Genomic DNA, 11,834 nt, shown 5'->3' on the forward strand with positions numbered 1-11,834 from the left:
CCGTGCCGCGCCCGGCCGTCGGTCAGACGCGCCGGGCGCAGCCCACCGGTTGCTCGCCGTCGAGGTGGACGTAGAGCGCCGTCGACGCGGGGCAGGACGCCCGTCTGGCGACCGCCCTGACCACCTTGTACTGCGGCTTCTTCGCGCCGCCGCCGTCGCACCTGGTCTCCCGGACCTGCCCGCTGCCCGAGCCGTAGACACAGTCGCCGACGATGGTGCGCGGTCCGCCCCCGCCGCCCGGATCACCGGGGTGCGGGGGCTCCAGGTTGCGCATACAGGCGTAGCCCTGCGGCACCGAACCGTCGCCGTCCTCGTCGGACGACGGGCTCTGCGCGCTGATGTGCAGCACGAAGTCCGTGGTCGCCGGGCACAGTGGTCCGTCGGCCACCGTGCCATCGTGACGCGCGACCACCCGCGCCGCCGCCCGCTCACTGGTGCACGGCACCTCGGTGAAGCTCGTCGTGCCGAACGAACTGCACTCGTCGACCCCGAGGAACACCGCCCCGTAGCCGGAGGGCCGTGTCGAGGCCGCCGCCGGTGTGACAGTGGGCCCGGCGTCCTCACCGGACGCGGACGACAGCGCCTGGCAGCCGGTCAGCACCGCGGCGACCAGCATCAGCAGAGCACAGACCACCCCCACCGAACATCTCTCACGCATCGCGTCCCCCCGGGCGCCTCCCCGCGCACCCCTGTCCAGCGTGACCCTCACAGGCTGGTCACGCCAGACGTGCTGGAGGTATTGGGTCCGTTGGGGGGTGTACGCCGGTTGTGCGGCGTATGCGGTCTACGCCCCTTCTAGTACGTCAGTCCGTGACCGATGGGGTACAGCACCCGCGCCGGATCGTCCGCCCGCTGCACCGGCACCGGCAGCCTCCCGCGCGGCGCCACCTTCCCGGCGATCACCCGCGCTGCCGCCCTCAGTTCGACGTCCGTCCAGGAGTAGGCGGCCAAGTAGGCCGGGACGGAGGGGAGTTGGGCCACGTCGTAGGGGTTGCGGACGGCGATCGCCACCACCGGCCTGCCCGTCGCTGCCAGTTGCTCGGCGAGGGTCTTCTGCGAACTGCCCGCGGTGACGTTGTACGTCGCCACGACCACCGCGTCCGCCGCCCGCGCCTCCACCACCGCCGAGGCGATGGTGGCGGAGGACGGCGCCGTGCCGGTGGACAGGGCCGACGCCGTGAAGCCGAGTCCCGTCAGGGCCCTCGCGAGCACACCCGTCGGCGGGCCCGTCGTACCGGACGGGGAGGCCGGATCGGCGCCCACGACCAGGAGTTTCGCGTGCGTACGGGGAGACAGCGGCAGCAGCGAACCCTGGTTGACCAGCAGCGTCGTCGTGCGCTCGGCGATGCGGTCGGCCACTGCGAGATGGGCCTTCGTGCCGACCACCCGGTCCACACCGGCCCGGCTGACATACGGCCGCTCGAACAGCTCGAGCCGCGCCTTCAGCCGCAGGATGCGCAGGATCGACTCGTCCAGCCGCGCCTCGGTGAGCTCCCCGTCCCGAACCGCCGTCAGGACGGCGTTCCAGGCGACGGACAGGTTCGGCGGGTTGAGCAGCTGGTCGACACCGGCCTTCAGCGCGAGCACCGGGACCCGGTCGTCCCCGTACTTCGTCCGCACGCCCTCCATGGCCAGGGAATCGGTCACCACGACCCCGTCGTAGCCGAGTTCGCCGCGCAGGACGCCGGTGAGGATGGGGTGGGAGAGGGTGGCCGGGTCACCGGAGTCGTCCAGGGCCGAGAACTGGATGTGCGCGGTCATGACGCAGTCGACGCCCGCCCTGATCGCCGCCCGGAAGGGGACGGCGTCCAGCTTCTCCCACAGCTCACGGCTGTGGGTGATCACCGGAAAGCCGTAGTGGCTGTCGACGGTCGTGTCGCCGTGCCCCGGGAAGTGCTTGGCGGTCGCCGCGACCGACGACCGCTGGTACCCGGCGACCTCGGCGGCGACCAGGCCGGCCGCCGCCTCCGGATCGGCGCCGAAGGAGCGGACGCCGATGACGGGGTTGGCCGGGTTGATGTTGACGTCGGCGTCGGGGGAGTAGTCCTGGTTGATGCCGATCGCGCGCAGCTCCGCACCCGAGATGCGGCCCAGCGTGCGGGCGTCCGCACGGGAGCCGCCCGCCCCGACGGCCATCGCGCCCGGGAAGAGGGTGGCGGGGCTGCCCACGCGGCAGACGATGCCGTGCTCCTGGTCGGTGGTGACGAGCACGGGCAGCCCGCGGGGGCCGCTGAGGGACGCCTTCTGGATGCCGTTGGACAGCTCGGCGATCTGGTGTGGGTCGCGGGTGTTGTTGGCCCAGGTGAAGTAGATGATGCCGCCGACGCGGTACTTCGCGATCAGCTCTGCGGCCGTGCGGACGCCGATCTCCTTCAGGTTGGCGTCGATGTCGGCCTGGTCGGGAGCGGTGGCGGAGTGGCCGTAGACCCGCATCACGAAGAGCTGGCCGACCTTTTCCGGCAGGGTCATACGGGAGATGAGGGAGCGGAGCTTCTTGTCGTCGGCGTGAGCGGTGCCGCCGACCGCGAGGGATGCGGTGACACCCATGGTCGCGGCGAGGACGGTACGTCTGGAGGGCACGTGCGCTCCTTCCGGAGATGATCCACTGAAGGAAACTTCCGTCCGGGAAGCAATATCCGGGAAGTTTCTGCCAGTCAAGGGAGCGCGCACGCCACCGGGAATCGGGCTGCCGAAAGGCTCCGCGAAGGGGCCGCCATCGGCGCTGTTGGAGGGGGGCGCGCCGATGGCGGCTGTGCTGCCGGCCGCAGTACGGCGGAGAGGGTAGGTCAGCGATCGCAGCCAGCAGCGAGGGCCGACACCGCACGGCGGAGACTCATCCGGCAACTTGCGGGTTGGACGAACCGTATTCGGGCCGGGTTCCCCCCTCCTCGGCGATTCCCGGAAGTCGGTGCCGGTGGGGCCCGCGGGACGGGCGAGCCGTCACCCCGGGCGGCCGCTCCCGCCAAAGACGTACGGCCCCTGCGACCGCCGGACGACAGGCCGCTCGCCCCGCGCCGTCGGTGACCGGCGGGCGACGGGAAGGGGTCCATCCCGTGGACGTGCGGGCGCCGCGCCCCCCGCGCGGTCGATCATGAGTCATGCCCGTTGTCACCATCCCCGGTTCCAAGTCCATCACCGCCCGCGCCCTGTTCCTGGCGGCAGCGGCCGACGGTGTCACCACCCTCGTGCGCCCGCTCCGCTCGGACGACACCGAGGGCTTCGCCGAGGGCCTGGTACGGCTCGGCCACCGCGTAGGCCGCACACCCGACGCCTGGCAGGTGGACGGCCGCCCGCAGGGCCCGGCGGTGAGCGAGGCGGACGTGTACTGCCGGGACGGCGCGACCACCGCCCGCTTCCTGCCGACGCTGGCCGCGGCGGGCCGGGGCACCTACCGCTTCGACGCCTCGCCGCAGATGCGCCGCCGCCCCCTGCTCCCGCTCACCCGCGCCCTGCGCGACCTCGGCGTGGACCTGCGGCACGAGGAGACGGAGGGCCACCACCCGCTGACCGTACGGGCGGCCGAGGTCGAGGGCGGCGAGGTCACCCTGGACGCCGGCCAGTCCTCGCAGTACCTGACCGCGCTCCTCCTGCTCGGCCCGCTGACCCGCAAGGGCCTGCGCATCCACGTCACCGACCTGGTCTCCGCGCCGTACGTGGACATCACGATCGCGATGATGCGGGCGTTCGGGGCCGAGGTGGGCCGGGAGGGGAACGTCTTCGTCGTCCCGTCGGGCGGCTATCGCGCCACGACCTACGCGATCGAGCCCGACGCCTCCACCGCGAGCTACTTCTTCGCGGCGGCCGCGGTGACTCCGGGCGCGGAGGTGACCGTGCCGGGGCTGGGGCGGGGCGCGCTCCAGGGCGACCTGGGGTTCGTGGAGGTCCTGCGGCGGATGGGCGCGGGGGTGTCCGTGGGGGCGGACACCACGACCGTCCGGGGCACGGGCGAACTGCGTGCCGTGACCGTGAACATGCGGGACATCTCCGACACCATGCCCACCCTGGCCGCCATCGCCCCCTTCGCCTCCGGTCCGGTCCGCATCGAGGACGTGGCGAACACCCGGGTGAAGGAGTGCGACCGGCTGGAGGCGTGCGCGGAGAACCTGCGGCGGCTCGGGATCGGCGTCGACACGGGCCCGGACTGGATCGAGATCCGTCCCGGCACACCCACGGGCGCGGAGATCAGGACGTACGGCGACCACCGCATCGTGATGTCCTTCGCGGTGACCGGCCTGCGCACGCCGGGTATTTCGTTCGACGACCCGGCCTGCGTACGGAAGACTTTTCCCGGCTTCCATGAGGCGTTCGCGGAGTTGAGGAGCGTGCTGGGGGATGAGCGGTGAACTGCGCGCCGTGCTCTTCGACTCGGGCGGTGTGCTGATCCGGCCCGTCGGGGGCCGCTGGAACCCGCGGGTGGACTTCGAGGAGACCGTCCTCCGTCACGACCCCACGGTCGCACCGGAGCGGTTCGCGGCGGCGATCGCGGCGGGCGAGGACTTCTTCGCCGCGTCGGCGTCGACGCCGGACTACGACGACTACCACCGGGTCCTGCTGCGCCACCTCGGTCTGGAGCCGACACCGGGTCTGCTGGCCGACCTCAGCCGGGAGATCCCCGTCACGTCGGTGGTGGAGCTGTGCCCGGGGGTGGCGGAGACACTGGACGAGCTGCGGCGCCGGGGTGTGCGGATGGCGGTGGTCTCGGACGCCTGGGCCGGACTGCCGGACATGCACGCCGCGTTGGGAATCGGCGACCACTTCGAGGCGTACGCGATCTCGGCGCTCCTCGGCTGCCGTAAACCCGACCCGCGCATGTACCGGCACGCGAGCGACACGCTGGGGCTGCGGCCCCAGGAGTGCCTGTTCGTGGACGACGACCCGGAGTTGGTCGCCGCGGCCGTCGAACTCGGGTACACGGGCCGGGTGATGACGCCCGGCGGAGCCGTACCGTCACCGGGGGCGCCGTCCGTCACCAGGCTGACCGAGATCCTCGACCTGTTCTGACCGTGCTGATGGTGCTGACTGATCTGACCGTTCTGAAGGGACGTCACCGAGTGGGTTACCTGCTGCAAGGGCCGCTGCTGGAGGGTGCGTTGGTGCGTCTGGAGCCGCTGGAGCACCGGCACGCGGCCGATCTGGCGGCGGCCGCGGAAGTGGACCGCGGCACCTACGACTACACCTGGGTGCCCAGGGCCCACGAGGTGGAGGGCTACATCGACGCGCAGCTGGCGCGGGCGGCCACGGGCCGGCTGGCACCGTACGCGCAGGTCTCCCTGGCCTCGGGGCGGGCGGTGGGCGCCACGTCGTACTGGGAGCCGCGCTGCTGGCGGTCGGAGGACCGGCTCGACGCCGTGGAGGTCGGCTTCACCTGGCTCGGCGCCGGCGCGCAGGGCACCGGCGTCAACGCCGAGGCCAAACTCCTGCTGTTCCGGCACGCCTTCGAGGAGTGGGGCGTGTCCCGGATCGACCTCAAGACCGACGCCCGCAACGAGCGCTCCCGCGCCGCGATCCAGAGCGTCGGGGCACGTTTCGAGGGCGTCCTGCGCAACTGGTCGCGCTCCTGGGCCCCGGGCGAGGAGGGCCGTCTGCGCGACTCCGCGATCTTCTCGATCACCGCACCGGAGTGGCCGGAACGCCGCAGCCGCCTGGAACAACGGATCACCCGCTTCACAACCCGGCCCGCCGGCTAGACCCGGCCCACCTCCTGGCCGCCCGGCCCGCCCGGCTCGCTTCTTGGTCGCCCTGGACTGCCGGGCCCGCCTCTTGGCCGCCCCGGACCGGCGGCTCGCTTCTTGGTCGACTCGGCCCGGCGGCTCGCCTCTTGGTCGACTCGGGCCGCCCGGCTTGTCTCCTGGTCGACTCTGACTGCCTGGCCCGTCTCTTGGTCGACTCGGCCCGGCAGCTCGCCTCTTGGTCGACTCGGGCCGCCGGGCCCGCTCCCTGGTCGACTCTGACTGCCGGGCCCGTCTCTTGGTCGACCCGGACCGCGGGCTCGCTTCTTGGCCGACCCGAACCGCCGGGCCCGCCTCCTGGCCGACTCGGCCCGCCTCCTGGCCGACCCGGCGTCCCGACCGGCCCGTCCCCTCCTGGCCGGCCCCGGAGCCGGCCTGGACCCCTGACCCGGTTCTCGGTCAGCATGATCTCCATGACCTCGCACTTTCTGATCCTCCACGGCTGGCAGAACCACCGGCCGCCCGCCCACTGGCAGCACTGGCTCGCCGACCGGCTCGACGGGCTCGGGCACCGCGTCACCTACCCCCAGCTCCCGGATCCCGACGACCCGAGCCTGGAGGTGTGGCTGTCGGAGTTGGGCAGGTATCTGGACGGGATGGACGGCGAGGAGAGGGTCGTGCTCGCCCACAGTGCCTCCGCCGTGCTGTGGCTGCACGCCGTCGCGCGCGGGATCGTGACGGACGGTGCCGTCGACCGGGTGCTGCTGGTGGCGCCGCCGTCCGCGTCCGTCCTCGCCCGGTATCCCGAGGTCGCCGAATTCACCCCGCCCGCCCTGGACTTCGCCCTTCCGACGCCCACCCGACTCGTCGCCGGGGACGACGATCCGTACTGCCCAGAAGGAGCACGTGAGCTCTACGGCGACCCGTTCGGCATCCCGACGGATCTCCTTCCGGGCGCCGCACACCTGGACCTGGACGCGGGCTACGGTTCCTGGCCGGCCGTACTGGAGTGGTGCCTGGACCCGGCGGCGAAGATCACCGTCCGTCCGGTGTGACCGCACCGCCGTCCCGCAGCTCGGGCGTTCTCACGGCAACCGCCAGCACGGCCAGCAGGCACATCAGGCCGCCGGTGAGCAGGGCGGTCGTGGCGGAGGTGCGGGCGGCCACGAGACCGGCGCGGAGGTTGCCTAGCCAGCGGCTCCCGGCCGCGGCCAGTGAATTACGCCGGCGTCACGCGGGCACGCTCACGCCGAGTCGTTGAGCAGCCGGGCCAGGTGCAAGCGGCCGGCGCCCAGCAGGTCCTCGAGCGGCGCGGCCTCCTCGTACCACCGCTTCTCGTACTCCCAGCACAGCCAGCCGTCCCAGCCGTGCCGGGACAGGACGTCCACGCACTCGGTGAGCGGCAGGACGCCCGCGCCGAGCCCGAGGGGGGTCTTGTCCTCGGCGGAGGCGATGTCCTTGACCTGGACGTAGCCGAGGTAGGGCGAGAGGGCGGCGTACGTCTCCGAGGGCTGCTCACCGCCGAGCCAGGTGTGCATGACGTCCCAGAGGGCGCCGACGTACCGGTGGCCGACCAGACCGAGGACCCGGATCGCGTCAGCGCCGGTGCGGTGCGAGTCGTGCGTCTCCAGCAGGATGCGGACGCCGAGGTCGGCGGCGTGCTCCGCGGCCGTACCGAGCCGCCGGGCGGCGATGGCGTCGGCGCGCTCGCGGGTCTGCTCGGGACCTCCGCCCGGGAAGACGCGGACGTAGGGGGCGCCGAGGTCGTGGGCGAGGTCGAGGAGGCGGCGGACCTCCTCGATCACGGGTCCGTCGTCGCCGGGCGCGGCGACCCGCGCGTAGCCCGCGAGCCCCAGGATCTCGATGCCGCCCGCCTTGAACTCGGCGGCCACGTCGGCCCGTTCGTCCGGGCCGATACCGGGGTGGACCGGCTCCTCCGGATGGGCGCGCAGTTCTACGCCGTGGTAGCCGTGGGTGGCCGCGAGCCGGACCACGTCCGGAATCGGCAGGCCGGGGACGCCGAGGGTGGAGAACGCCAGTCGCATGGTCCCTACTGTCACTCGTGTGTGCGCTACAGGTCCAGGCACCGTGCCCGACCGCTGACGCCCATCTACCCACCGCCCCGCACCTCTCACCCCACCGACCCCATCCGCCCGACCCCACCCCCACCCCACACCGCCCAGACCAGCCACCGCTCCGGCCGCTCGAGAGCCGCCCACTCGGGAGGCCCGGCACCTTCCCCACCCACAAGCCGCCCCCTCCGGCCCCGACCTGCGGAACCCCCCTCACTCCCCGGGCGCCCGCTTCCCCGCCCCGTCACTCCGACCGACCCCGCGCAGATGCGGCCGTCCCTGGCCCGTGGGCTCCGGCACCTCCCCGGACCGGCCCGCCTTCCCGCCCGCACCATTGCCGCGCACCGCAGTCCGGCCGCCAGTCCCAGCCGCTGATGACCTCGTTCGCCAGGGCCGCCCGCTTCCCCGCCCCGCGCCACTCCTGCGCGCCGTGCAGCTTCAACCGCCGGCCTGGCCCTTGAGGTCCGCCCGCTCTCCATGTGCTGCCGCTTCCCCACCCACAAGCCGCCCCCTCCGGCCCCGACCTGTGGAACCCCCCTCACCCCCCAGGCGCCCGCTTCCCCGCCCCCGTCACTCCTGCGCGCCATGCAGGTCCAGGCGCCAGTCCTGGCCGTTGAGGTCCTTGCCGAAGGAGCGGTGGGGTTTCTCGGCGGACAGGACGAAGCCGTGGCGCTGATAGATGCGGCGGGCGGCGGCGAGTACGTCGTTGGTCCACAGGACGAGCTCCCGGTAGCCCACGCCCCGCGCGAAGTCGATGACGGCCCCCACCAGCCGGTCGCCGATGCCGAGCCCCCGCGCCTCCGGCTCCACGAGCAGCAGCCGCAGCCGGGCCGTGCCGGGCGCGTCGTCCCGTACACACATCACGCACCCCACTGGCCGCCCGTCCAGCTCGGCGATCCACACCCGCTCCAGATGCGGGTCGTGGTCCTCGGCGAAGTCCGCGACGATCCGCGCGACCAGCCCCTCGTAGTCGGTGTTCCAGCCGAACTCGGCCGCGTACAGGGCCGCGTTGCGCGACACGATCCAGCCCAGGTCACCGGGGCCCGGCTCGCGCAGGACAACGTCCTCGCGGCGCGGCGGGCGCCCCTCGGAGAGGATCTCGCGGACGGCTCGCATCGCCTCCGCGAGTCGCGTCCGGTCGGCCGACGGCACGGTGGACAGCAGCGCGCCCACGGACTCGTTGGCCCGCTCGGCGAGCAGGTCGGCGGTCTCCCGGCCACGGGCGGTGAGGGTGATGCGCCGACGCCGGGGGTCGGTGTCGGAGGGCGCGCGTTCGATCAGCCCGGCCTCCTCGAACTTGTTCAGGATCCGGCTCAGATACCCCGCGTCCAACGACAGCTCGGCCCGCAGATCGGCCGCGTCGGTACGCGGTGCGTGCGCGAGCTCGTACAGGACGCGGGACTCGGTGAGGGTGTACGGGGCGTACAGCTGGCGGCTGTAGTCCAGGGCGCCGATGACGTTCGTGTAGAAGCGGTTGAAGGTGCGGATGTCCTGGACGGTCATGCTCATCGACCCCCGGATGGTTGACTCAGTCAGAGATACCGGCGAGCCGAGCCTAGAACACCCACTCCCCGACGGCTAGCCCCTTTCGGCGGCCCGGTACACGCTCAGACCGAGAGCCGGACGGAAAGTCATCGGTCGGACGGTGGCGTGCCGACTCAGTCCCACCAGAACCGCCACTCGGTCCGGCCGACCAGGCCGGCGGCGTACTCGGGGAACGGCGTGGGCGGGTCGTCGACGATGTTGTCGGCGGTGGACAGGACGTGCTCCAGCGCGAGCCGCTCGGCGTGCGGGAGGTCGAGGGGCGGGCGGGCGACCGAGACGTACAGGTCGCTGCCGACGGTGGCCACGACCCGGGCTCCGAACCGGTCCTCCCAACTGCGCAGCAGCGCGCAGAGCAGGGGCAGCGGAGCCTCGGCGGCCCAGCCGGTCACGGCCGGTACGTCGGCGCTGCGGCGGGCGGGGACGAGGACGAGGACGCACGCGTAGGCGTAGGGATCGGTGCGCAGGACGTCCTCGACGGTACGTGCCGCGGCCTGCGCCGGCCCGCAATCGCCGACCCCACCGCCGGGCACGGCCGCCGCGAGCCCCGGCCAGCTCTCGAAGGGCGGTCCCGGATCATGCGGCCAGGGCGCGACACCCTCCGGCAGGTCGTCATCGGCGTCGTCCTGGGCCGGGGCCGACCACGAGGGCAGCCGACGCCGCCGGTACTCCGCGAAGTCGGCGGCCAGGACGGGTTCCAGACGTACGGCGTCCACCTCGGCCAAGTCCAGCGGAGAGTCCAGCGCGTCGCGGTGGCAGAGGTACGGATACAGCCCGCTGACCTCGGCACGCTCCATCAGCCGCGGCCACAACTCGACGATGTCCCCGGGCAGTTCCGCGGAAACCCACACTTCGACAGCACCCAGCCGCACGAACCGCCCGCGCGGCAGCCCCTCGGGCAACGAAAAGACCATGCCGGGACGATAAACACCCCCACTGACAACGCCCCCACCAGGAAGACGCCGTGCGGCCTGCGGCCTGCGGCCTGCGGCGTGCGGCCTGCGGCGTGCGGCCTGCGGCGTGCGGCCTGCGGCGTGCGGCCTGCGGCGTGCGGCCTGCGGCCTGTGCCTTATGCCCTCTGCCTTCCGGACGACCCCCGACGACCCCCGCTGCCCCCCAGCCCCAACCCCCGCTGCCCCCCGCCCCAACCCCCGGTCCCCGCATGCCCCCCTGGCACCCCTGGCACCCAAGACGACCGCAGGCCACCACCCGGAGCCCTGCCTCATCCCGGCAGACTCCCGCAACCTTCCAGCAGCCCCCGGTAAAACCTCAGCCCCGAGGTCCCCCAGAAGACCCCCGCACCATCAGCTCGCCCCGAACCGTCGCGATCCCCCCGGGCGGCGGCTCCTCCCGCCCCATCGCGATCCGCCCCGCCCGCGCGCCCGCCTCGGCCAGCGGCAGGCGGACCGTCGTCAGGGCTGGCACCGCGTCCACGCTGAACGGCAGGTCGTCGAAGCCGGCGACCGAGACGTCCTCGGGGATGCGCAGTCCCGACTCGCGCAGCGCCGCGCACGCCCCCAGCGCGACGGAGTCGTTCGCGGCGACCACCGCCGTCAGGGACGGATCGCGCCGCAGCAGCTCCAGCGTCGCCTCGTAACCGGCCTGTCGGTCGTAGCGCCCCCACACCGTCCAGCGCGGGTCCTCCTCGATCCCGGCGGCGGCCAGCGCGGCCCGGTGGCCCTCCAGCCGGTGCCGGGTCGTCGTCCGCTCCTCCGGCCCCGCGATGTAGCCGAGCCGCCGGTGCCCGAGCCCGATCAGATGCTCGGTCAGCCGCTGCCCGCCCCCGCGGTTGTCGAAGGTCAGCGCGATCGCCCCGGTGTCCGGCGCCGGCGGCCGCCCGCACAGCACCACCCGGGTCCCGGCGTCCGTCAGTTTCCTCAGCTTCGCCGCCACCGCCGCCGCGTGCGGCTGGTTCTCCACGGCTCCACCGGTCAGCACCACGGCGGCCGCCCGCTGCCGCTGCAGCAGCGTCAGATACGTGAGTTCGCGCTCCGGCGAACCCCCCGTGTTGCAGACCACGGCCAGCCGCTCACCGCCCGCCCGTCCCCCGGGCCCGCCGATCTCCGACTGGATCGCACTCGCCATGATCCCGAAGAAGGGGTCCGCGATGTCGTTGACCAGGATGCCGACCAGGTCGGAGGTGGCCGCCGCGAGCGCGCTCGCCGGACCGTTGAGTACGTAGTCCAGCTCGTCGACCGCCTTCAGCACTCGCTCGCGGGTGGATGCCGCCACGGGATAGTTCCCGTTCAGCACGCGCGACACCGTCGCGGGCGAGACCTGCGCGCGCGCCGCCACGTCCGCCAGGGTCACCGTCATCTCGTCGTCCTCCGGTCGCGCATCTTCGTACGTCCACATACGTGCTCGTACACAGGCCACGTACGTGCTCGTAGACAGGCCGCGGGCGGCCATGGTTCCGAATGTTTTCGAGCAGACCTTACGGGTCAAGCTCCCGGTTGTTCGCCCCCTCGAACAACTCGACTGAGTCACGGTCTTGTCCAGACCACGATCAGAGGCTAGCTTCTTACCGTATAGAAAGCGCTTGCTGTAACGC

The 11,834-nt window shown here is 72.9% G+C and carries 11 protein-coding genes; 4 read left to right on the forward strand and 7 right to left on the reverse strand.

The window, feature by feature from the left end; translation table 11 throughout:
* Positions 1–22: 22 nt before the first annotated feature.
* Both ABZ453_RS00190 and ABZ453_RS00195 read right to left on the reverse strand, forming a co-directional pair.
* Entirely contained in the window at positions 23–658 is a 636-nt protein-coding gene (locus ABZ453_RS00190; protein ID WP_359009973.1) for a hypothetical protein, read from the reverse strand.
* Positions 659–795: 137 nt separating this feature from the next.
* Complete coding sequence (locus ABZ453_RS00195) at positions 796–2,580, reverse strand: glycoside hydrolase family 3 protein (RefSeq protein WP_359009975.1); 1,785 nt, start codon at positions 2,578–2,580, stop codon at positions 796–798.
* Between the two features lie 518 nt (positions 2,581–3,098).
* On the opposite strand from ABZ453_RS00195, the gene aroA reads away from it, so the two are divergent.
* From aroA to ABZ453_RS00215, 4 genes are all read left to right on the forward strand, one after another.
* Positions 3,099–4,343, forward strand: a complete 1,245-nt coding sequence (aroA, locus tag ABZ453_RS00200; protein WP_359009977.1) for a 3-phosphoshikimate 1-carboxyvinyltransferase — start codon at positions 3,099–3,101, stop codon at positions 4,341–4,343.
* Positions 4,333–5,001 (forward strand): HAD-IA family hydrolase, encoded by a 669-nt coding sequence (locus ABZ453_RS00205; protein ID WP_359009979.1) that lies wholly within the window; start codon positions 4,333–4,335, stop codon positions 4,999–5,001. The genes aroA and ABZ453_RS00205 overlap by 11 nt, the downstream gene beginning before the upstream one ends.
* A gap of 50 nt (positions 5,002–5,051) precedes the next feature.
* Complete coding sequence (locus ABZ453_RS00210; RefSeq protein WP_359009981.1) at positions 5,052–5,687, forward strand: GNAT family protein; 636 nt, start codon at positions 5,052–5,054, stop codon at positions 5,685–5,687.
* 455 nt (positions 5,688–6,142) lie between these two features.
* Complete coding sequence (locus ABZ453_RS00215) at positions 6,143–6,724, forward strand: alpha/beta hydrolase (protein ID WP_359009983.1); 582 nt, start codon at positions 6,143–6,145, stop codon at positions 6,722–6,724.
* Here the strand turns inward: ABZ453_RS00215 and ABZ453_RS00220 are convergent.
* The 5 genes from ABZ453_RS00220 to ABZ453_RS00240 all read right to left on the reverse strand — a co-directional run bounded on the left by ABZ453_RS00220 (position 6,705) and on the right by ABZ453_RS00240 (position 11,599).
* Entirely contained in the window at positions 6,705–6,836 is a 132-nt protein-coding gene (locus tag ABZ453_RS00220; protein WP_359009985.1) for a hypothetical protein, read from the reverse strand. The genes ABZ453_RS00215 and ABZ453_RS00220 overlap by 20 nt on opposite strands.
* A gap of 77 nt (positions 6,837–6,913) precedes the next feature.
* On the reverse strand, positions 6,914–7,714 hold the full coding sequence (locus ABZ453_RS00225) for a sugar phosphate isomerase/epimerase family protein (RefSeq protein ID WP_359009987.1): 801 nt from the start codon (positions 7,712–7,714) through the stop codon (positions 6,914–6,916).
* A gap of 597 nt (positions 7,715–8,311) precedes the next feature.
* A complete protein-coding gene (locus ABZ453_RS00230; RefSeq protein ID WP_359010562.1) occupies positions 8,312–9,244 on the reverse strand; it encodes a helix-turn-helix domain-containing GNAT family N-acetyltransferase in 933 nt (310 codons plus the stop codon).
* Positions 9,245–9,399: 155 nt separating this feature from the next.
* Positions 9,400–10,197: a DUF4253 domain-containing protein gene (locus ABZ453_RS00235; RefSeq protein WP_359009989.1), complete on the reverse strand. Its 798-nt coding sequence runs from the start codon at positions 10,195–10,197 to the stop codon at positions 9,400–9,402.
* Between the two features lie 355 nt (positions 10,198–10,552).
* Complete coding sequence (locus tag ABZ453_RS00240) at positions 10,553–11,599, reverse strand: LacI family DNA-binding transcriptional regulator (RefSeq protein WP_359009991.1); 1,047 nt, start codon at positions 11,597–11,599, stop codon at positions 10,553–10,555.
* Positions 11,600–11,834: the final 235 nt, after the last annotated feature.

Origin of the sequence: Streptomyces sp. NPDC005799 (genome assembly GCF_040630525.1) — a bacterium.
Taxonomy (GTDB): Bacteria; Actinomycetota; Actinomycetes; order Streptomycetales; family Streptomycetaceae; genus Streptomyces; species Streptomyces griseorubiginosus_B.